The sequence below is a fragment of the Coprococcus sp. BIOML-A2 genome, assembly GCF_009875795.1.
In the GTDB taxonomy this organism is placed as follows: domain Bacteria; phylum Bacillota; class Clostridia; order Lachnospirales; family Lachnospiraceae; genus Coprococcus; species Coprococcus aceti.
The window spans coordinates 384,274-406,681 of record NZ_WWSI01000003.1 but is presented as its reverse complement, the minus strand read 5'-3'; the positions used below and the strand labels follow the sequence as shown (position 1 = coordinate 406,681).

16 protein-coding genes and 3 tRNA genes are annotated in these 22,408 nt (G+C 46.2%); all 19 read left to right on the top strand.

Annotated features, from left to right (window positions below):
- Nucleotides 1-2 precede the first annotated feature (2 nt).
- Entirely contained in the window at nucleotides 3-2,123 is a 2,121-nt protein-coding gene (locus tag GT575_RS08675; RefSeq protein WP_015533883.1) for an RNA degradosome polyphosphate kinase, read from the top strand.
- A gap of 296 nt (nucleotides 2,124-2,419) precedes the next feature.
- A complete protein-coding gene (infC, locus tag GT575_RS08670) occupies nucleotides 2,420-2,914 on the top strand; it encodes a translation initiation factor IF-3 (protein ID WP_015533882.1) in 495 nt (164 codons plus the stop codon).
- Nucleotides 2,915-2,953: 39 nt separating this feature from the next.
- The gene (rpmI, locus tag GT575_RS08665; protein ID WP_004849138.1) at nucleotides 2,954-3,151 is read left to right on the top strand and encodes a 50S ribosomal protein L35; all 198 of its coding nucleotides are present in this window, start codon (nucleotides 2,954-2,956) and stop codon (nucleotides 3,149-3,151) included.
- A 22-nt stretch (nucleotides 3,152-3,173) separates the two neighbouring features.
- Nucleotides 3,174-3,530 carry a 50S ribosomal protein L20 gene (gene rplT, locus GT575_RS08660; protein WP_004849136.1) on the top strand — a complete coding sequence of 119 codons (357 nt, stop codon included), beginning with the start codon at nucleotides 3,174-3,176 and terminating at the stop codon, nucleotides 3,528-3,530.
- 172 nt (nucleotides 3,531-3,702) lie between these two features.
- On the top strand, nucleotides 3,703-4,008 hold the full coding sequence (locus GT575_RS08655; RefSeq protein WP_015533881.1) for a hypothetical protein: 306 nt from the start codon (nucleotides 3,703-3,705) through the stop codon (nucleotides 4,006-4,008).
- Between the two features lie 83 nt (nucleotides 4,009-4,091).
- Nucleotides 4,092-4,175: transfer RNA gene (locus GT575_RS08650), tRNA-Leu, on the top strand.
- 71 nt (nucleotides 4,176-4,246) lie between these two features.
- Nucleotides 4,247-4,330 (top strand) — tRNA-Leu (locus GT575_RS08645).
- Between the two features lie 71 nt (nucleotides 4,331-4,401).
- Nucleotides 4,402-4,485, top strand: a tRNA-Leu gene (locus tag GT575_RS08640).
- 138 nt (nucleotides 4,486-4,623) lie between these two features.
- Entirely contained in the window at nucleotides 4,624-5,655 is a 1,032-nt protein-coding gene (locus GT575_RS08635) for an efflux RND transporter periplasmic adaptor subunit (protein WP_022216253.1), read from the top strand.
- A complete protein-coding gene (locus tag GT575_RS08630; protein WP_161171879.1) occupies nucleotides 5,655-8,105 on the top strand; it encodes a biotin/lipoyl-binding protein in 2,451 nt (816 codons plus the stop codon). Before GT575_RS08635 ends, GT575_RS08630 begins: the two co-directional genes overlap by 1 nt.
- 15 nt (nucleotides 8,106-8,120) lie before the next feature.
- Complete coding sequence (locus tag GT575_RS08625; protein WP_161171878.1) at nucleotides 8,121-10,952, top strand: ABC transporter permease; 2,832 nt, start codon at nucleotides 8,121-8,123, stop codon at nucleotides 10,950-10,952.
- A gap of 3 nt (nucleotides 10,953-10,955) precedes the next feature.
- A complete protein-coding gene (locus tag GT575_RS08620; protein ID WP_015533878.1) occupies nucleotides 10,956-11,636 on the top strand; it encodes an ABC transporter ATP-binding protein in 681 nt (226 codons plus the stop codon).
- On the top strand, nucleotides 11,626-12,744 hold the full coding sequence (locus GT575_RS08615; RefSeq protein WP_308936782.1) for an ABC transporter ATP-binding protein: 1,119 nt from the start codon (nucleotides 11,626-11,628) through the stop codon (nucleotides 12,742-12,744). Before GT575_RS08620 ends, GT575_RS08615 begins: the two co-directional genes overlap by 11 nt.
- Before the next feature lie 76 nt (nucleotides 12,745-12,820).
- Entirely contained in the window at nucleotides 12,821-14,395 is a 1,575-nt protein-coding gene (locus GT575_RS08610) for a hypothetical protein (RefSeq protein ID WP_161171877.1), read from the top strand.
- Between the two features lie 323 nt (nucleotides 14,396-14,718).
- The gene (locus tag GT575_RS08605) at nucleotides 14,719-15,054 is read left to right on the top strand and encodes a metal-sensing transcriptional repressor (RefSeq protein WP_022216248.1); all 336 of its coding nucleotides are present in this window, start codon (nucleotides 14,719-14,721) and stop codon (nucleotides 15,052-15,054) included.
- Between the two features lie 65 nt (nucleotides 15,055-15,119).
- Complete coding sequence (locus GT575_RS08600) at nucleotides 15,120-17,672, top strand: heavy metal translocating P-type ATPase (protein ID WP_055273351.1); 2,553 nt, start codon at nucleotides 15,120-15,122, stop codon at nucleotides 17,670-17,672.
- A 13-nt stretch (nucleotides 17,673-17,685) separates the two neighbouring features.
- Nucleotides 17,686-19,218, top strand: coding sequence for a cardiolipin synthase (gene cls / locus GT575_RS08595; protein WP_022216246.1), 1,533 nt, complete (start codon nucleotides 17,686-17,688; stop codon nucleotides 19,216-19,218).
- Nucleotides 19,219-19,233: 15 nt separating this feature from the next.
- Entirely contained in the window at nucleotides 19,234-21,015 is a 1,782-nt protein-coding gene (locus GT575_RS08590; RefSeq protein WP_022216245.1) for an O-antigen ligase family protein, read from the top strand.
- Between the two features lie 146 nt (nucleotides 21,016-21,161).
- Nucleotides 21,162-22,382: a tyrosine--tRNA ligase gene (tyrS, locus tag GT575_RS08585; protein WP_022216244.1), complete on the top strand. Its 1,221-nt coding sequence runs from the start codon at nucleotides 21,162-21,164 to the stop codon at nucleotides 22,380-22,382.
- The last annotated feature ends 26 nt before the right edge of the window (nucleotides 22,383-22,408 follow it).

Here is a 22,408-nt window from a genome sequence, read left to right as displayed (position 1 = left end):
GGATGGCAGATAAGAATCCGATATTTTATAACAGAGAGCTCAGTTGGCTTGAATTTGACAAGAGATGTCTGTCCGAGGCGAAGGACAGGACCATTCCTCTGTTTGAGAGAATAAAGTTCCTGAGTATAACGGCATCCAATCTGGATGAGTTCTTCATGGTAAGAATAGCATCACTCACGGATATGGTGCATGCCGGATACACCAAGAAGGATATAGCCGGAATGACGGCGCGGGAGCAGCTTGACGCACTCCATGCCAGCACCAAAGAGTTCATGAAGAACCAGTATCAGACACTGAACAGATCCCTCATCCCTCAGCTTGCCCAGAACGGATTGAAGCTTGTGAGACACCATGAGGATCTCACTCCAAAGCAGGCAAAGTACGTGGACAAATACTTTGAGAAGGATGTATACCCGGTACTCACACCTATGGCGGTGGACTCGTCCAGACCATTCCCGCTGGTGCGCAATAAATCACTGAATATAGGTGCACTCATATACGATAAGAAAAAGGACGTGACGGATATAGCGACCGTCCAGGTTCCATCTGTACTTCCAAGGATCGTGAGACTTCCTTCTGAGGAGAAGGGCGTTACCGAGATAATTCTTCTGGAGGAGGTTATTGAGAAGAACCTTGACAAGCTGTTCCTGAACTACGACATAGTGTGTGCATATCCATACCGTATCATGAGAAATGCAGACTTCTCCATAGATGAGGAGGAGACCGCAGATCTGCTGAAGGAGATCGAGAAGCAGCTCAAGCAGAGACAGTGGGGAGAGGTCATAAGACTTGAGGTGGACGAGGCAATGGACAAGAAGCTCCTTAAGGAGCTCAAGAAGCATCTCGGAGTCGATGACGAGGTCGTATACAAGATCAACGGACCTCTGGATCTCACATTTCTCATGAAGGTGAACGGCATAGATGGTTTTGACCATCTGAAGTATCCTAAGTACAAACCGCAGCCTGTACCTGGAATGGGCGATTACAGCCATATATTTGACAGGATAAAGAAGGGAGACATCCTTCTGTTCCATCCATATTATGAGTTCACTCCGGTCATAGAGTTCATAAAACAGGCGGCAAATGATCCTGATGTCCTGGCGATCAAGCAGACACTTTACCGTGTCAGCGGCAATTCACCTATCATCGCGGCACTTGCACAGGCTGCCGAAAATGGCAAGCAGGTAACTGTTCTCGTCGAGCTCAAGGCAAGATTTGACGAGGAGAACAATATAGCGTGGGCCAAGAAGCTGGAGCAGGCGGGCTGTCATGTTATCTATGGCCTTGTGGGTCTTAAGACACATTCCAAGATCGCACTGGTTGTCAGACGCGAGGAGGACGGAATCAGAAGATATGTGCATCTGGGAACAGGAAATTACAATGATCAGACCGCAAAGCTTTACACTGACATGGGACTTCTCACCTGCAGCGATGCCATAGGAGAGGACGCGACGGCGGTGTTCAACATGCTGTCAGGATATTCAGAGCCGAAGAAGTGGAACAAGCTTGCAGTTGCCCCGATCTGGCTGAAGGACAAATTCCTCATGCTGATAGGCCGTGAGGCAGAGAATGCGAGACAGGGCAAAAAGGCAAGGATAGTTGCCAAGATGAACAGTCTCTGTGATCCGGTGATCATGAATGCGCTCTACGATGCCTCAAAGGCAGGCGTAAAGATCGAACTCATCGTCAGGGGAATATGTTGTATCAAGGCAGGAGTTCCGGGACTTTCAGATAATATATCAGTAAGATCCATAGTTGGAAATTATCTTGAGCACTCGAGAATATTCTATTTCTACAATGATGGATTTGAGGATATATACATGGGAAGTGCGGACTGGATGCCTAGAAATCTGGACAAGCGAGTTGAGATAACGTTCCCTGTAGAGGATCCGGAGCTTAAGAAGAAGATAAAGAATATCCTTAAGATACAGCTTGAGGATACACTCAAGGCTCACATCATGCAGCCTGACGGCTCATATGCGAAGCAGGATCTCAGGGGCAAGGCAAAGCTTGATTCACAGATGTATTTTGTGAAGCTTGCGCAGGAGAGTCAGAAGCCGGTGAAGGAAGAGGACAATGACAGGGTGTTCATCCCGGTTGAATCCCACGGCGATAATGAGTGATATAAAGGCAGCACAGAGGCATATCGACAAAAGAAAAATAACAGTTGACACACGGCTGGCGATGTGGTATTCTACCATTGCTGTGTGAAACAGTGAACATAGAAGCAGAGTATCCACTCTCACCTCAGCATGGTCTGACATGACTCGGGTTAATATTTAGCTTAGAAGATTTACAGGGTTTCCCTGAGTTTGAATATGCTTTGTATTAAGAAAGTGGATAGATGGTTCTATCCACTTTTCTTATGTCAGAGAATTGAATTTTAAAAGTGTGGAGGTAGAGAGTCATTAGCGATTTAATGATCAACGAACAGATTAGAGACAGAGAGGTACGACTCATCGGAGAAGATGGTCAGCTTGTTGGAATAATGTCATCCAGGGATGCATACAAGATGGCTCAGGATGCAGGACTTGATCTTGTGAAGATAGCACCTAAGGCACAGCCACCGGTGTGCAAGATAGTTGACTATGGTAAGTATCGTTATGAGCAGGCCAGAAAAGAGAAAGAGGCCAAGAAGAAGCAGAAGACCATGGAAGTCAAGGAAGTCAGACTTTCACCGAACATCGATGCGAATGACCTTAATACCAAGATCAATCAGGCAAGAAAGTTCCTTGAGCATGGCGATAAGGTTAAGGTTACACTGCGATTCAGGGGAAGAGAGCTTGCGCATGTAGAGCAGTCAAAGGTTATTCTTGACAACTTTGCTGAGAAGCTTGCAGAGATAGCAGTTATCGATAAGCCTGCTAAGTTTGAAGGAAGAAGCATGATAATGTTTTTAACACAAAAGCGTTAAATTATTATAGACATATAATTCAAGGAGGAAGTAAGTAAAATGGCTAAATTAAAGACAAAAAGAGCAGCAGCTAAGCGTTTCAAGAAAACAGCTAACGGCGGTTTAAAGAGATCTAAAGCTTATAAGAGTCATATCTTAACAAAGAAGACCACTAAGAGAAAGAGAAATCTTAGAAAGGCTACAATGACAGACGCAACAAACGAGAAGGTAATGAAGAAGATATTACCTTATATCTAATAGATCAGGAGGAAGAAAACCAATGGCAAGAGTTAAAGGCGGAATGAACGCAAAGCAGAAGCACAATAAGGTATTAAAGCTTGCAAAGGGCTACAGAGGAGCAAGAAGCAAGCAGTATAGAGTAGCAAAGCAGTCAGTTATGAGAGCACTTACATCTTCATACGCTGGCAGAAAGCAGAGAAAGAGACAGTTCAGACAGCTCTGGATCGCTCGTATCAACGCAGCAGCAAGAATGAACGACATCTCATACAGCAAGCTTATGCATGGTCTTAAGCTGGCAGGTGTTGACATCAACAGAAAGATGCTCTCAGAGATGGCTATCAGCGATGCTGAGGGATTTGCAAAGCTTGTTGAGGTTGCAAAGGCACAGTTATCATAATATAGAATATAGAATCTTCTATATATAAGTAAAAAGAACCGGATGTGGTATAAACTTACACATCCGGTTCTTTTGTTGCGCGAAAAGGTTTTATAATTCGGAGGCGTATGCTATAATTATAGAGGTTAGGGGGATGACCAATGAGAGTAAAGACACAGAGTAGGAGGCACATATGTTCGTAGAGAGAATAACAAAGGATCAGATGAAGATGTTTCTTGAGACTTTTGCTTGCTGTAGTGAGCAGAAGAACCTCGTTATGAGACTTAACTATGCAGGAAAGGAACCGTATCTGGATGTGACCAGGTTCAGCAATGGTCTGGTATATACTGATTCATATTATGATTTTGACAGTACATACTGCAGTAATCTTTGGAATAAGTTCCTGTATACACAGTTCACACATGAGTATTACACAGCGTTCAAGGAGTACCTTATGAAGGATGTGGACAGAAAGCTCACTAATATGATAAAAATCTGAAAAAAGTTGTTGACTTTGTATTCGATAGATGGTATTATCTTATTCGTTGGTGACGAGCACAGAAGTCGACATCACATAAATATGCGGGAGTGCTGGAATTGGCAGACAGGCTAGACTAAGGATCTAGTGCTGGAAACGGCGTGTGGGTTCAAGTCCCATCTCCCGCATTTTTTTTTTGAAAGTCCTATGGAATTTCGGATGTGAGAGAATGGGCGGTTATCAATTACATATAGAATATGCGGGAGTGCTGGAATTGGCAGACAGGCTAGACTAAGGATCTAGTGCTGGAAACGGCGTGTGGGTTCAAGTCCCATCTCCCGCATTTTTATTTTGAAAGTCCTATGGAATTTCGGATGTGAGAGAATGGGCGGTTATCAATTACATATAGAATATGCGGGAGTGCTGGAATTGGCAGACAGGCTAGACTAAGGATCTAGTGCTGGAAACGGCGTGTGGGTTCAAGTCCCATCTCCCGCATTTTTTATTTCTAGAGAAAGCTTAAAACATAAGCTTTCTCTTTTTTTTAACTAATATTAACTCCCGGGAGATTTCCTTGATATATGGGCTGACAGGGGGTAGAATCAAATATATTCATAAAAACAGGAGGAATAGAGCGTGTCAAAAGCGATATTCAATAAGAAGGTTCTGGCGGCAGCGATTGCCGGTCTGATGTCCGTGTCGCTGGTTGGCTGCGGAGGCAGTACCGGTGGACAGACAGGAAGTTCCAGAATAAATATAGAGCCGTATAGCAAGGTGGAATTCAATACGGATCAGGTTAAGAGCGGAGATATCCAGTCCTCATTAACATTGGAGCTCAAGCCTGATGGTTACAGCAGCAATGATTACTCGATACAGCAGTCTGACTACAAGGTTCAGGAGGTCAAGGTAAAAGAGGGCGATAAGGTGGCCAAAGGCGATGTGATGATCCAGTTTGAGGCCAAGGATATCCAGAAGACCATAGATCAGTATACGGATCAGAAGGAGCGGGATCAGCTTCTTATAGACCATTACAACAGGCTGGCGAGCATAGACAGCAGCCAGGATTACTCCAGTGACATATCCGCGGCGAAGGAGGATATGGATCTGGCGGATACATACATCAAAGAGCAGAACGAGAGAATGAAGGAGTATCAGGTCATTGCAGACAAGAACGGAACAGTGACTTATGTCAACTCAGATCTGCAGTATGGATATGTCACAGCGGGTGATACGCTCATAACGGTGGATTCGGGTTCGTCTGATTATGTATCAGAGACTGCGGATTCATACGAATTCAAGGAGGGGCAGACCTACGATGCTGATTTTCAGGAGGCAACATTTACACTGAAGCTCACGAAGTGTGAGAAGTATACAAGCTCTGCCACCGGAGAGGAGATGCAGAAACTTACATTTCAGCCTGTCAGTGATATGACCGGAGTGACCGAAGCGGATACCCTCAAGATGGTCATAGATAAGCCGGTTGTAAAGAACGTTGTATATGTGAATAAAAAGGCTGTGTTTGACGGCTCGGGTGAGAAGAAGTATGTGTACACTGTAAATGAGGACGGATACAGGAATGCGGTAGAAGTTACTGTTGGAGATACGGTGGATGATTATACAGTTATCAAATCAGGACTGAAGGCCGGAGAGCAGGTGGTGATAAATTGATGATACAGAATATTATGCATAAAGGCAGCACACGGACAAAAAAGAATATGACCGCCAGAATAGCATGCCTGGTAATGTCATTTGTCATGGCAGGAGGAATGGCGGGCTGTGGCAAGGAGAACAGCGAGAAGGTTCCTGAGCTCGTTGAACCTGTAAGTACAAATGAGGCATACAGACCGGTCACATATGGAGATATAGGCAAAAAGGTCATCAAGACCGGAACGATAGTCCCAACTGACTATTGTTATTACTATGACACATCTGTGACTCTGTCAAAGGTGTATGTGAATGTGGGCGATGAGGTCAAGAAGGACACGGTTCTTGCAGAGACCGACAGCAATGCATCCACAGCATCGGGAGACGATGGCAGTGGTACAGATTCAGGCTCAATAGTGGATGATTCTTCAACATCGATGGATGGGGACGACAGCTCGGGAGCTGATTCCCAGGATGTGAAGAAGTATTCACATGAGATCAAGCAGAAGATATATGAGCAGAATCAGGCTGAGCTGGACTGGAAGATAAAGGCGTGCGAAGAGATCGGTGATTCAAAGGGCGCTGCAGAGGCCAGAACAGAAAAAGCCATAAATGAGGAGAACAACAGGTACGATAATCTTTTATATGAGTATGAGCAGAAAAAGCTCACACAGCAGGACGAGGATGAGGACAAGGTCAAGCAGAGCGGAACGCTCAAGGCAGACCGTCCGGGCACGGTAACATACGCCAAGAAGATAAGCGGCAGTGAGAATACTGTCGGCGGCGGTGAGAACGTGGTCGTGGTTTCAGATTACAGTGATCCATATATAGAGATAACCGGTGAGAGCTTCAAGAAGAATACATACAGCATGTATAAGAACATGTACACTGTGATAAATGGAAAGCAGTATGACATAGTGCCATACAACTACACCAATCAGGAGATAGCTGTGGCACAGAGCAAGTCAAGTCTTCCATACACAAGATTTAAGCTCAAGGGTGTGAAGGATGCAGATAAGATCCTCAGCGTGGGCAACACGGTGTCACTGTATTTCAGTACATCCGATGCAAAGGACGTACTCACAGTGGGAAATGATTCCATATACGAGGAGAACAACCAGAAATTTGTATATGTCAAGACAGATTCCAGTGAGAAGGAGCGCAGGGATATAGAGACCGGTGCCAGCGACAATAACTACACAGAGGTAGTCAGCGGACTCAAGGAAGGCGATCTTGTCTACTACGCTTCAGATGCGGTCATGCCTAGTGATTACACAGAATACACGGTGGCACTCGATTCATATACGAAGACAGCAACGGTGAAGAGCGATTCGTTCTCGGTGGAGGACCTCAACAGTGTCAGCTACACTGCACCATGCGATGGACGTTTCACGTCACTCAACGTCAAGAAGGGCCAGAAGGTTAAGAAGGGGGATGTGCTGTTTGTCATTGACAGTGGCGGCGGAACAGCGGCGGTCAAGGATATAGATAACCAGATCAGCGAGGAGAACCAGACTTACAGTTCGGATCTCAAGGATTTTGATGATCAGATAAATGAGCTTACAAATGAGATCACGAGATACCAGAAGGGTAAGGTGGCAACGCCGACGGATGCAGAGAACACTCTCTACATGGCGGAGCAGCTCGTGTGCCAGAGAAATGTTGTTACATACAACAAGGATCTTAGGATATATACACACAATGCAACCATTAAGAGCTTAAACGCACAGAGAGAAAAGCTCAACAAGAACAATGATGGAAGCGGAAAGATAACTGTCTACGCTGACCAGGCGGGAACAGTCCTCTCGGTTGGCGCGAAGACTGATGTGGCTGTCAAGGAAGGTGCAAATGTACTCACAGTCGGAAGCAACGACAATGTGATCCTGGCGATATCCATATCAGAGGGAAAACTTGCTGTAAACCAGAAGGTTTCAATATCAAATAAGAACAACAGCGGTAAGAAGATAAGCGGAGTGTGTGTCGGAAGCACCGGAGACAGCTCCAAGTCATATATCAGTACTGATTCAGAGGGCGGGGTTCACGTAACCAAGTGTTCAGGCAGTGATGAACTGAAGTATTATATAAAGGTTGATGATGCAAGCTTTTACAAGAAGCCGAAGTCATATCAGGTCAGCTACCCGACAAAGTCCTATGAGAACGTGGTCATGATACCTAACAACATGATCTATCATGAGACGAGCAAGAACAATTCAAATGAGTATGACTATGTATGGCTCATCAAGGATGATGAGATCATAAAGCAGTATGTCACTCTCGGCGAGGCAGACAAGACCAAGACGGTTATACTGTCAGGTCTTTCAGAGGGCGATGTCATAGCTAAGGAATCAGGAGCAACATCCACCGGTGGCTCATCGAGTTCATCAGATGGTTCCGATAATTCAAAGTCAGGCGCAGACAGCCAGTCGGATGGCGGATCGGATTCATCTGGCGGAGATGCGGCGGCAGCAGAGTAGCAGAGAGGAGATATAATGTTTAAATTTTTATCACATAAATTATTGAACAAGAAGTGGTTAAATGCATGTCTCCTGCTTGGAATCATATTGCTGGTGGCTGTTGCATCGTGCAACCCAATGTTCAAAAACGGAGCGCTGGATATGCTCATGTCGTCCAAGTTTGACGCGGCGATGGTAGAGCAGAACAAGTATCCGGCAACTATCGGCAGATCAGGCTCATGCGCGGTAGACGATTATGCCGATGCCGATGCAGTGCTTGGCAGGATCGGCAAATATGAGGACATGTGGAACTACTACATGGAGATAGATGCTCTGCAGAAGCAGACCAGCCTGTCACTTCAGGCGGGGTACACCCAGAGCAACCTGAATCACAGGACCAGCTTCAACATGACATATATGCCACAGATAGAGGATCATGTGAACATAACATATGGAACGTCACTCGAGGATGCCAAGACAGAGGATGGTGTGTATCCTTGTATCATCTCACAGAGAAACCTTGACAAATACGGCCTTGTCGTTGGAGAGGTATTCAGCATAGATACCGGACTCAGCGATGCCGTTGACTCACAGGGCAATCCTATGAAGTATCAGATCGTAGGTGTATTTGAGGAGAAGGATTACTCAGACAGCTTCTGGTATGACCAGCTTGCAGATCTCGACAGCGAGGTATATGTGAAGAAGGATGACTTCAACGACATGATAGGCAAGTACGGCTTCCTCACAATATACTACGTGGATCACGTCATGCTTGACTACTCACAGATAACACACAAGAATGCCATGGACACGCTGTATTATCTCCAGTCATTTGAGAAGTCAGATAAATATTTTGAGCAGAATTTCAGCAGTGTGCTCATAGATTATAAAGGCGATGCAAGAACCATCGGTATAATCATATGGGTTCTGGAGCTCCCAATACTGGTTCTGCTTCTGGCATTCATTTACATGGTATCAAGTCAGATACTTGAGATGGAGGATGGAGAGATCGCCATGCTCAAGAGCCGTGGTACCAGCACGAAGCAGGTTCTCGGAATATACCTTGGACAGTCGGCAATACTGTCGGCGATAGCCATAGTGATAGGAATCCCTATAGGATATCTTCTGTGTAAGCTTGCAGCAAGCACGGATTCGTTCCTGCAGTTTGGATTTAAGGATACACATTTCTATGGAGTAGATCCGTGGATGATAGTATACAGTCTGGCTGCCGCTGTTATAGCTATATTATTTGTGACACTTCCGGTGTTCAAATACGCCAAGAACTCCATAGTAGAGCAGAAGAGCAGAACAGGAAAGGTAAATTACAAGCCATTCTGGGAGAAGTTCTTTGTGGACGTCATCCTTGTGACACTTTCAATATACCTCCTGTACAATTACAACAAGCAGAAATCGACGATAGCACTCGATATACTTGCGGGTTCAAGACCTGATCCGGTCATCTTTCTGAACTCCTCACTCTTTATATTTGCAGTGGGACTTCTGGTGCTCAGACTCATCAAATACCTGATAAGACTGATATACAGGATCGGAAGAAAGAGATGGTCACCGGCTGTGTACGCATCATTCCTGCAGATCACACGTACGGTCAAGAAGCAGGGATTCATATCAGTGTTCCTTGTAATGACAATAGCCATGGGTATGTTCAACTCGAACATGGCAAGAACCATAAATAAGAACAAGACACAGCGAATAGATTACAATCTGGGAACGGATCTTGTGGTACAGGAGCAGTGGACTAGAGGAACATACATAGACAAAGACAAGAAGACCCACTGGTATTACACAGAGCAGGATTTTGAGAGATTTACAAAGCTCGAGGACAGCCTGTGTGACAAGGTGACAAGAGTCATATACGACGACAATGCCGTCATAAAAGCGGGCGGCGAGGAGTTGGCGGGCAGCGTACTCATGGGTATCAACACCAAGGAGTTCGGTGAGACGGCCAGACTGCAGAGCGGACTCAACAAGGAGCACTGGTACAATTACCTGAATGATCTTGCAACAGTGTCGAATGGAGTCATCATTTCATCAAACCTTGCAAAGAAGTACAATATAAAGGTTGGAGATTCAATAAACTATGCGAGATACAGTCCTATTGCAAGCAAGGAGAAGGAGGAGATCGCATCTCCTAGCGGAACGGTATGTGCCATAGTGGATGCATTCCCGGGATTCCAACAGTATGTGTATGAGAAGGATTCCGAGGGAGAGATGCAGGAGGTGGAGAGATACCTCGTAGTTGCCAACTATGCATATGTTGTTGGTGCATTCAGTCAGACACCATACCAGGTATGGATGCATCTCAAGGATGGTGTGGACTACAAGGATGTACTTCAGGCACTCAGTGATGAGGATGTCAATATAGTGCAGTATGAGAGTGTGGATAAGGATGTGTCAGAGATGCAGGAGTCACCTCTGGTGCTCATAACAAATGGTCTGTTCTCACTGTCATTTATCATAGCGATCATACTTTGTACGGTGGGATTCCTGATATACTGGATAACATCCATCAAACAGAGAGAACTTCTGTTTGGTATCTACAGAGCTATGGGTATGAGCATGCGTGAGATCAACAAGATGCTCATAAATGAGCAGATATTCAGCTCGGTACTTGCCAGTCTGGCGGGATACGGAGTCGGTGCTGCGGCTACGGCGCTTTTCGTCAAGCTGGTTTCCGTGGTTTATCTGCCGGAATCACACAACATAGCGATATCGATAGCTGTGGATCCTTACGACATCATAAAGCTCACAGCGGTTGTTGTATTTATGTTTGTTGTATGTTTCGTAGTCATAAGAACTATATTGAAGAAGATGAATATAACACAGGCATTAAAGCTGGGGGAGGATTAATCTATGGATGAAATTATGATAGAGGCACATGGAATCAAACGCTGTTTCAGACTTGGAAGCGGAGAAGATTTCTATGCACTCAAGGGAATAGATATAACAGTCCCGGCTGGAAAGCTCACTATACTCAAAGGTCGTTCAGGATCGGGTAAGACGACACTGCTCAATATCCTGAGCGCGTTGGATGAGCCTACTGAGGGCGAAGTGATAGTCGGCGGCCACGTGTACAGCGAGATGAACGAGAAGGAAAAGGAGAAGCTGAGAAGATACAATATAGGATTTGTATTCCAGTCGGTTGCCCTGATCCCGATTATGAGTGCGTATGAGAACGTCGATTTCGGACTCAGACTTGCGGAATATGAGGGCAACAGGGATGCCCGTATAAAAGAGGTGCTCGATCTGGTGGGACTGTCATCCAGAATGACGCATTTCCCAAATCAGATGTCAGGTGGTGAGCAGCAGAGAGTTGCCATAGCCAGAGCGGTGGCTCATAAGCCAAAGGTAATATTTGCGGATGAGCCTACAGGAGCCCTTGATACGGCTTCGGGACTTGCAGTCATGAAGCTGTTCCAGGAGCTGGTGTACAAGGAAGGAATAACGATAGTCATGACGACACATGATCCGAAGCTTATGGAGCTCGGTGATGTAGTATATGAGATAGAGGATGGTGAGATAGTTGAGCGATAAGCATTTATTCAGAAAAAAGAAGAACGATGCTGTGGAGCCTGAAACTATAGCACCGGATGTGGAGACACAGGACATGGAGAACACGGATGGCCAGGAGACGCAGGAGTTCGTGTACGGCATGGATCTTCAGGAAGACGAGGGCACTGACAGCGGGAAAGCCGTGGAAGCAGATCCTGAGGCTGGCACAGATAAAGAAGCCGGCGGGGAACGCCTTGGTTCTGAGGAGAATATCATAGAGTGTGACAGCCTTGTCAAGATATACAAGACTGACGATGTGGAGGTCATGGCTCTTCAGGGCCTGGAGCTCAACATCAAATACGGCGAGCTCATGGCGGTCATCGGAAAGTCGGGATCAGGAAAGTCCACACTCCTCAATATGATCGGAGGACTTGAGAGACCTACGGCCGGAAAGCTGTATGTCGACGGCAAGGATCTGTTTGCGATGACGGATAAGGAGCTTGTGGAGTACAGAAAGCACACTGTAGGATTTGTGTGGCAGAAAAACTCCAGAAACCTTCTGCCATATATGACAGCCATAGAGAATGTTCAGGTACCTATGTACTTCGACAAGAGTAACAAGGAAGACAAGTATGCAAGAGCCCATGATCTGCTCTGCAGAGTGGGACTTGAGGACAAGATAAATTCATATCCATCTCAGATGTCAGGTGGTGAGCAGCAGAGAGTTGCCATAGCCATAGCCCTGGCAAATAATCCGAAGATACTTCTTGCGGATGAGCCAACGGGAGCCGTGGACAGCAAGACATCCAACATGATACAGGATCTGTTCAGAAAGCTGAACGAAGAGCTCGGGATAACGATAATCATAGTTACACATGATATAAGCCTTGCAAATAAGGTGGGACGTGTGGTTATGATTGCGGACGGCAAGATTAGCACAGAGAAGATCATGAAGGAATCTTACAAGGACAGAATGAACGAGCTGACGACAGACGGCTTCTCATCTGATGATTCACATGAGGAGTTCTCGATACTCGATAAGGCAAATCGTGTACAGATAAGCCCTGATATGCTGGCGGCTGCCGGAATCGACAGCAATAAGGTCAAGGTTCAGGTTGTTGACGGCAAGGTCATCATCACAAAAGAGTGATAGCAGATGGTGTTGTGTCAGCGGGGAAAATATATTATAATTACTTCAATTAAGTAAGGAAAGGTTGGTATTTTATATGAGAAAAGCGGGTTACAAAAAAGCGGCGGCGCTGCTTTTGGTGACATCACTTGTGGCAGGAACTGCGCTCACAGGATGTGGCAAGAAGAAGGTGGATTACAACATGGGAGACGACGAGAACGGCGGTGGCGGCGGTAAGCTGGCATCAAGACTCGATGTACCGGAGTCATACAATGGCAAGCTTGAGGGTATCAATGCAGATACCGGTCTCACTGATGTATCGATAAATGCGACAGAGATAGAGGTGCCTGACACAGATAAGATGTCTGTGCTGTATTACGAGCTTAACAATGTAGACAATGACTACAAGAAGCGTGTGTGCGAGAATATATTTGACGTGAGCGCAGGTGTATATGTATATAACTGGGATAAGCCGTACAAGGAGGATATACAGAGAGAGATAGATTCACTTCAGTCCATGATGGATCAGGCAACATCGGATGATGATAAGAGCTATTATGAGGATTACATGAAGTCACTTAAGGATCAACTCAAGACAGCGTCTGATACGAGAGAGGGAGCCGGAGATTACAGTGGAGACACATTCATCGGATCTGTAGGGGACAACGAGTTCATGGTAACATTCTATGGAAGTGGCGATGACATGTCCACAGGCGGCGGATTCTCACTGGATTACTATCCATCGGATCAGCTTATACAGTACAGACCTAAGGATGGCGCAACAAGTGTATACTGCTACAGCAGTGAATATTCTGACGAGGAGGCTTCCACAAACACAGCTTCTATCAGTGCGGCAGATGCTGAGCAGAAGGGAACAGATTTCCTTGCATCATGTGGAATCTCAGATGTCATAGAAACAAGTAATTTTGATCTGCTGTGGGATTACAGCGATGCATCAAACAGCACAGTTGCCGCAGAGAAGAATGGTTACATGGTAACATATAAGCGTTCTGTGGACGGTGTGGCTCCATATACACCTAATGTATACGGCCTTGATTCCCTTTCGACAGGGGATGACTCAGTATATTATGACACCATGGATGAGACATTCCAGCTCGGTATTGATGACAATGGACTTATCTCAGCATATTGCCTTGATTCCTTCAGAGCAACAGGAGACAAGAAGGACAATGTTGATCTTATAAGCTGGGATGATGCACTCAAGAAGCTTCCGGAGGCTGTAAATAAGTATTACACAGACAACAAGACACAGTACAGCACCATTGAGTTCAACGATGTAAGACTTACATACTACAAGCTCAAGGATGGAGATAAGTACACATACAGCCCTGTATGGGTATTTGCACAGTGCGACAAGATGGAGGATGGAAGCCTCGATAAGGATTATCCAATACAGCTCATCATGTTAGATGCTACCACAGGAGATATGATAGATCTTAAGGATGTCCTGAACCAGCAGACATATGATTCATCTGTAGTTGATTCTGTTATTGACAGTGATTCAGATTTTGATATAAGTGACGACAGCCTCATTGATGAGACTGATATAACTGATACTGACGATGCAGACAGCAGTGATGAGTCAAGCGCAGATGCGATTGATATCGGAGATGCTGATATCGACATGGGCGATCAGGATACAACAGAGTAAATAAAACTCAGACATATAGGTTAAAGGAGAAAAACCCTCATAGACTGATAAAGTGGTATAAATATTGGTCTATGAGGATTTTTTATTGTTGACACATACCCCTAGGGGGTATATAATCCGTGGATGAAAAGAGAATTTAACAGCCGTAATGTGCAGATAATAAATAGATGGCATATATGCAGCGTCATTTGAAATGTGAACAGAAATGGCTGATGTACAAGGGATGTGTCAAGTTTTCTATGAAAACTTGACATGTAGCTCCAGCCATTTGCCGAAGGCAAATTTTGCATGGCTGGAGTTCAATAAGGATGGAGGAAAGATATATGGAAGAACAGAAGAAATGCTGCTGTCATCATGGCGGAGAGATAAGCGATGTGGAAGCCAGGGTGAGGACAAGGACAGACGAGGAGTATAAGAAGCTTCTCAACAGACTGAACAGGATAGAGGGGCAGATAAGAGGCGTGAAGAGTATGCTGGAAAATGATGCCTATTGCACAGACATCGTGCTCCAAGTGTCGGCGATCAATGCGGCACTCAACAGCTTCAACAGACAGCTCCTTGCCGAACATATCAGGACCTGTGTTGCAGACGATATAAGAAATGGCAAGGATGATACTATAGAGGATCTGGTAAATACGGTTACCAGACTTATGAAATAGGTATGTCAGTTATTGGCAAGTGCGGTTACGAACTGACTGATGCTTGATAAAGGAAGGTGAAATATATGGACAAGTACAATGTGACAGGAATGACATGCAGTGCATGCAGTGCAAGAGTCGAGAAGGCCGTATCCAATGTTGAGGGAGTTACCTCGTGTCAGGTGAATCTCCTGACCAACTCCATGATGGTGGATGGAACAGCCGACAGCGGAACTATAGTGGCTGCAGTTGAGAAGGCAGGATACGGTGCGAGTCTGGCGGGTGGAAGATCCGCTGGCGGAAATACTTCACATTCAGGTGGGAAGAGCAGCGGTTCCGGTGAGAGTGAGGCGGACAAAGAATTTGGAAAAATGAAGAAGAGACTGGTGGCATCAGTTATAATTCTTATTCCCCTCATGTATATATCAATGGGACATATGATGTGGAACTGGCCGCTGCCAAGCTTCTTTGACGGCAATCATGTGGCGATGGGACTCACGCAGATGCTGCTAACCATAATCGTGATGGTGATAAATCAGAGATTCTTTGTGAGTGGATTTAAGGGCGCTATACACGGTTCACCTAATATGGATACGCTGGTGGCCATGGGCTCAGGTGCCTCATTCATATACAGCGTGTACGTGCTCTATGCCATGACAGCGGCGCAGACAGCAGGTGACGGTGAGCGTGTCATGACGCTCATGCATGATTTTTATTTTGAATCTGCGGCCATGATACTGGCGCTTATAACAGTCGGCAAGACGCTTGAAGCATATTCAAAGGGAAGAACCACGGACGCACTCAAAGGTCTGATGGATCTTGCCCCGAAGACAGCCGTTCTCATCAGGGATGGTGAGGAGGTCACCGTGGATATAGACGAAGTTGCGGTTGGAGATATATTTGCCGTTAGACCGGGTGAGAGCGTTCCTGTGGACGGAGTAGTCCTTGAGGGGGATTCCGCCGTGGACGAGTCAGCTCTCTCGGGTGAGAGCATACCTGTGGACAAAACTGCAGGAAGCCGTGTGTCTGCGGCGACGATCAACCAGTCGGGTTATCTGAAATGCCGTGCTACACAGGTAGGTGCGGATACCGCACTGTCCAAGATAATAGATATGGTAAGTGATGCGGCGGCTACCAAAGCTCCAATAGCAAAGCTTGCTGATAAGGTTTCGGGAGTGTTTGTACCTGTTGTCATACTGATAGCATTTATCACGATGATAGTGTGGATAATAGTGGGCAAGGATGCCGGTTATGTGTTGGCGAGAGGAATATCAGTGCTTGTTATAAGCTGCCCATGTGCCCTTGGGCTTGCCACACCTGTTGCGATCATGGTGGGAAATGGAATAGGTGCCAAGCATGGAATATTGTTCAAGACGGCGACCGCCCTTGAGGAGACAGGAAAGGGCAGCATAGTGGTCATGGACAAGACAGGAACGATCACAAAGGGAGAGACGGTAGTGACGGATATACTGGCGGCAGATGGAGTAAGTGATGACGAGCTGATGCAGAAGGCTGCGGCTCTGGAGAAGCTGTCAGAGCATCCTCTGGCAAGGGCTGTGGTTGGATATTACAGTGAGAATTACCAGACAGGTGATGCACAGAAGGATAAAAATTATGAGGTATCCGATTTCAAGGCTGTTGCGGGCAACGGTCTGATGGGAAGTCTGAACGGCAGAAAGATCATCGGAGGAAATATGGATTATATAAAGGGCTATGCGGATGTACCTGAGGCGATGAAGGATAACGCAGAGAAGGTATCACAGCAGGGAAAGACACCTATGTTCTTTGCCGAGGAGACTGACGGAGATTACAGAGTCCTCGGAATAATAGGCGTGGCGGATACTGTGAAGGAGGACAGCGCTGAGGCCATATGCCAGCTTCAGTCGATGGGACTTTCAGTAGTTATGTTAACCGGTGATAATGAGAGAACCGCCAAAGCCATAGGAGAGCAGGTCGGCGTAGACAGAGTAATAGCGGGCGTGCGTCCGGACGGCAAGGAGAGCGTTGTGCGAGATCTCATGCAGAAGGGGCATGTGATCATGGTTGGTGATGGAATAAATGATGCCCCTGCACTCACAAGGGCAAATATAGGAATAGCCATAGGTGCAGGCACGGATATAGCCATAGATGCTGCGGATGTTGTTCTCATGAAGAGTGAGCTCACAGATGTTCCGGCGGCCATAAGACTCAGCAGGGCAACAGTTAAGAACATAAAAGAGAATCTTTTCTGGGCATTTATATATAATATAATTGGAATACCACTTGCCGCCGGCGTGTGGATCCCGATATTTGGCTGGACGCTCAATCCTATGTTCGGAGCGTTTGCCATGAGCCTGTCAAGTTTTTGTGTTGTTACAAATGCGCTGAGGTTGAATTTGACAGACATTTATGATAAAAATAAAAGGTATAGAATCAAGGAGGACAAAGTTATGACAAAGACAATGAAGATCGAAGGTATGATGTGTGGACATTGTGAAGCCAGAGTCAAGAAGAGTCTTGAGGCCCTTGACCAGGTGCAGGAGGCTGTAGTCAGCCATGAGACAGGAACAGCGGTTGTCACTCTCAAGGCAGACGTTGATGACAGCGTGCTCAAGAAGACAGTAGAGGATCAGGATTATAAGGTGACATCAATTCAGTAAAGGCAGGAAATATATGAAGAAGATACTTAACAGATTGCTAAGCAGAATGGTAATAACGTGCTTTCTTGTGGTCGTCCAGTTGGCGATCATGATACTGGGGGTTGTTTTTCTTCAGGACAGATATATCTATATATCGGGTGCTCTCAAGCTGCTCAGCGTAATAGTTGTAATGTATCTTATAACAAAGGATACTAACCCTATGGTAAAGATGGCATGGATGGTGCCGATACTCATATTCCCGGTGCTGGGAGGTCTCATGTATGTGCTCTATGGACATGTGCTGATACCTAAAAAACTCAGAAAGAATTTTCTGCGGGTTCTCCAGCAGGAGGTATATGAGAACGTCAAGGGGGACAACTGGGTCCCAGCGGAGAATTTAAAGTCGGAGCCTACATACAGGATATGTAATTATATGGAGAATGTGGCTGAGGCGCCTCTGTACAAGCATACCAGTGTAAAGTATTATGCCATAGGCGATGATGTGATGGATGATCTCATCAGAGACCTGGAGAGTGCGGAGAAGTATATATTCATGGAATATTTCATCGTGGACAAGGGTTATATGTGGGATACCATACTTGAGATATTGAAGCGCAAGGCTGCGGAGGGACTTGATGTCAGGTTCATGTATGATGACATCGGATCTGTGTTCAATGTGCCGAAGTATTACTGGAAGGAACTTGAATCCTACGGTATCAAATGTATGGCGTTCAATCAGGTGGTTCCATTCTTTGCCACTATCTTCAATAACAGGGATCACAGGAAGATCACTGTTATTGATGGCAAGATAGCTCACACCGGCGGTTACAACATGGCTGACGAGTATATCAACAAGATAGAGAAGTACGGCAAATGGAAGGACAGTGGAGTGAGACTTGAGGGCGAGGGCGCCTGGAGCTTCACTGTTATGTTCCTTCAGATGTGGAACAGCTTCAGATATTCAGAGGGAAGCTACAACAACTATAGACCGGTGGAGATCGACTATAGTGGCGTAAGTGACGGATATGTTCAGCCGTACAAGTCCAGTCCTCTGAGCGGAGAGAATGTGGGTGAGAATCTGTACATGCAGATGATAAATGATGCACGGGAGTACATTTATATATTTACCCCATATCTTATCGTGTGTAACGAGCTCATGCTGGCACTGAAGCTGGCAGCCAAGAGGGGCGTGGATGTGCGTATTGTTACGCCGGCCATTCCGGACAAGAAATATATATACAAGATGACCCAGTTCAGCTACAAGGAGCTGCTTCTGGCGGGTGTGAAGATATATCAGTACACGCCTGGATTTATACATTCAAAGACTTTGCTCATGGATGGCAAGCTTGCATCTGTGGGATCCATCAATCTGGATAACAGGAGCTTCTATCACCACTTTGAGTGTGGAACTCTCCTGTATGACTGCAAGGCCATAGAAGATGTGAAGAAGGATATGATGGATACATTTGCCGAGTCGGAGGAGATAGATATTCCGTGGTGCAGAAATAACATAAGCAGGGTGAATATACTTGGTGCGATACTCAGATTATTGTCACCGCTTTTATAAAAGGAGTATAGCCGTATGGGCAGAAAAGACAACATTGCAGGAGACGGCAGGCGGGAACTTCAGAACGGAATAACCACATTATTTCTTATATATATGGGGGCTGCATATCCCCTGATAATGCATGACAAATATTTTGATATAACAGTAACCAAGTACAGGGCGTTCTATATTGCGCTGTGCATATATGCGGTGCTCATGGTGCTGGCGGTGCTGGTGGATGTGCTGGGACGGAATGTCAGCACAGGGCATGGGTCGCAGAGCTCAGGCGGGAATGTAGATGCTTCAGCAGGGGCGGCACATGGCAGCAGGTTTATTGGACGCCTGAGACATTTTATGGATATGCATAATATCATGACCATGGATATATTCATGGCAGGATTTGTTCTGGCAAATGTTCTGGCATTCTTTATGTCAGGGAATAAGGCAGCAGCATATACAGGCGAGGAGGGCAGAAGGTGCGGACTTCAGTTCGTGCTGCTGGCCTTTTTCCTGTATGTGTGTATGGCGAGATATTGCAGGATAAGGCGGTATGTGGTGGTCATATTCATGCTTGCGGGCTCATTTGTGGGAATTGTCGGCATATGCCAGTTCATGGGATATGATTTCCTTGGACTCAGGGAAGGGCTGATGCAGAGCATAAGAAATGTATACATATCCACATTGGGCAATATCGACATATTTGCAAGCTTCCTGTGCGTGCTGGTTCCGGTGGCAGCCGGGGCGTATATCAGCTCGGAGGGAAAAGAGAGCATAGTGATACGGATAACAGCAGTCATCGCTGTGCTCACAGGAACAGGTGCGGTGATCATATCCAATGCAAACCTTGCATACGCAGGTGTGGGCGGTGCCATGATAGCTGCGTGGATATGGGCGTCATACCGAGGAAAGATAAAAGAATTTGCGGATGTATGCCTGGTCATGGCGTGCGGAGTCCTGGCGATCAGTATTATTCTGGGACAGACGGACAGTGGATATTCGGAGCTTGACGGACTGAGCTACTTTGTGAGTGACAGCCGGATGGTGTGGATAGTGTCCGTGGTCGTTCTCGTTGTATGGGCGGCCATAAGGCTGGCTTCAAAGTGGACTGTGAAGTTCCGCGGAAAGGCAGCACTTGCTGTATCGGTCGGCGTATCGCTTGCAGGCATAGTGGCTGCAGTGATATATGCGGTGCACAACCACATGGGTATATTTTCATTTGAGGATTCCTGGGGGAATTACAGGGGGTTCGTGTGGAGAAGGCTCATGGAGGCGTACAGGGATTTCAGTGTTCCACAGAGGCTGTTCGGTTATGGAAATGAATCAGTGAAGGCGATCATGACTGACAGGTACTATGACGATATGATGAATACGGTGGGTGTTATATATGATAATGCTCACAATGAGTATCTGCAGTATCTGATAACCACAGGAATATTCGGTGCAGTGAGTTACGTAGGACTGCTGGTTACCACAGGTGGTGCGCTTGTGAGAACTGCGGTATCAGGAGCTGTGATGAATGAGAATGAAAACGCAAGCGGACAATCTGCAGGAAAAAGATCGAAGGAGAAGAAGACATCGAGAGATTCAAGAACTGTAAGAGGTTCAAAGACAGGGACTGGCTTGGAGTGCCTGCTTGGATATGCTGAGGATGAGGGCAGTATGATAGCTGTTCTGCTCGGGATAACCGGGTATGCCGTTCAGGCATTTGTCAATCTTAACCAGTCGCTCACAACGCCATACATATTCCTGCTCATAGCCATTGCAGGAGGACTGTGCCGCAGATACAGGTGTCGATCAGAAATCGGCGGCAGAAAATGATGTGTGAAATATGATTTATAAGAAAATAATACAGGGAATTGTGTGTATATACTTGCCACAGTGCATAGCAAAATGTTATAATATTTGCCTGTGTGGTGCTAGTGAACCGCACATTGAATAAATAAATACAGGAGGTCTAGAGGGACATGCAGATTTATGACGAGCTTGTAGCCAGAGGGCTTATAGCGCAGACAACAGATGAAGATGAAATTAGAGATTTAGTAAATAATGGTAAGGCAGTATTCTATATTGGCTTTGATCCGACTGCTGACAGCCTGCATGTAGGCCACTTCATGGCGCTCTGTCTGATGAAGAGACTTCAGATGGCAGGCAACAAGCCTATCGCGCTGATAGGTGGAGGTACAGCCATGATCGGTGATCCATCAGGCCGTACAGATATGAGACAGATGATGACAAAGGAGACTATCCAGCACAACGTTGACTGCTTCAAGAAGCAGATGAGCAAGTTCATAGACTTCTCAGAGGACAAGGCGCTTCTCGTCAACAACGCAGACTGGCTTCTCGACCTGAACTATGTAGATGTTCTCCGCGATGTTGGAGCATGCTTCTCAGTCAACAACATGCTTCGTGCAGAGTGCTACAAGCAGCGTATGGAGAAGGGACTCAGCTTCCTTGAGTTTAACTACATGATCATGCAGAGTTACGATTTCTACGCACTGTACCAGAAGTACGGCTGCAACATGCAGTTCGGCGGCGATGACCAGTGGAGCAATATGCTTGGTGGTACAGAGCTCATCAGAAGAAAGCTTGGCAAGGATGCATACGCCATGACCATCACACTTCTCCTCAACTCAGAGGGCAAGAAGATGGGTAAGACACAGAAGGGTGCTGTATGGCTTGATCCTAACAAGACATCACCATTTGAGTTCTACCAGTACTGGAGAAATGTGGCAGATGCAGATGTTCTGAAGTGCATCCGTATGCTCACATTCCTTCCACTTGAGGAGATAGATAAGATGGATAGCTGGGAGGGCAGTCAGCTCAACCAGGCAAAGGAGATCCTTGCATACGAGCTTACAAAGCTTGTACACGGCGAGGAGGAGGCTGTGAAGGCTCAGGAGAGTGCAAGAGCACTGTTCTCCAAGGGTGTTGCAGCAGACATGCCATCAGTAACACTCACAGCAGATGACTTCAAGGACGGCGCCATCGATATCGTGTCAGTTCTCGTTAAGTCAGGTCTTGTTACATCACGTAACGAGGGCAGACGTGCCGTAGAGCAGGGCGGTGTTGCTGTGGACGGCGAGAAGATCGCAGATGTCCAGATTACAATTCCAGAGGAGAAGTTCGACGGAGAGGGCGTTGTTGTGAGACGTGGTAAGAAGAACTTCAGGAAGGTTAGTAAGTAAGAGTCGTTGATGCTTTGAGTGATATC

Coding starts and splice junctions, on each gene's coding strand:
- infC (WP_015533882.1), top strand. CDS start 2,420: ATGATCAACGAACAGATTAGAGACAGAGAGGTACGACTCATCGGAGAA.
- rpmI (WP_004849138.1), top strand. CDS start 2,954: ATGGCTAAATTAAAGACAAAAAGAGCAGCAGCTAAGCGTTTCAAGAAA.
- GT575_RS08620 (WP_015533878.1), top strand. CDS start 10,956: ATGGATGAAATTATGATAGAGGCACATGGAATCAAACGCTGTTTCAGA.
- GT575_RS08590 (WP_022216245.1), top strand. CDS start 19,234: ATGGGCAGAAAAGACAACATTGCAGGAGACGGCAGGCGGGAACTTCAG.
- tyrS (WP_022216244.1), top strand. CDS start 21,162: ATGCAGATTTATGACGAGCTTGTAGCCAGAGGGCTTATAGCGCAGACA.
- GT575_RS08625 (WP_161171878.1), top strand. CDS start 8,121: ATGTTTAAATTTTTATCACATAAATTATTGAACAAGAAGTGGTTAAAT.
- GT575_RS08610 (WP_161171877.1), top strand. CDS start 12,821: ATGAGAAAAGCGGGTTACAAAAAAGCGGCGGCGCTGCTTTTGGTGACA.
- GT575_RS08655 (WP_015533881.1), top strand. CDS start 3,703: ATGTTCGTAGAGAGAATAACAAAGGATCAGATGAAGATGTTTCTTGAG.
- rplT (WP_004849136.1), top strand. CDS start 3,174: ATGGCAAGAGTTAAAGGCGGAATGAACGCAAAGCAGAAGCACAATAAG.
- GT575_RS08600 (WP_055273351.1), top strand. CDS start 15,120: ATGGACAAGTACAATGTGACAGGAATGACATGCAGTGCATGCAGTGCA.
- cls (WP_022216246.1), top strand. CDS start 17,686: ATGAAGAAGATACTTAACAGATTGCTAAGCAGAATGGTAATAACGTGC.
- GT575_RS08605 (WP_022216248.1), top strand. CDS start 14,719: ATGGAAGAACAGAAGAAATGCTGCTGTCATCATGGCGGAGAGATAAGC.
- GT575_RS08675 (WP_015533883.1), top strand. CDS start 3: ATGGCAGATAAGAATCCGATATTTTATAACAGAGAGCTCAGTTGGCTT.
- GT575_RS08630 (WP_161171879.1), top strand. CDS start 5,655: ATGATACAGAATATTATGCATAAAGGCAGCACACGGACAAAAAAGAAT.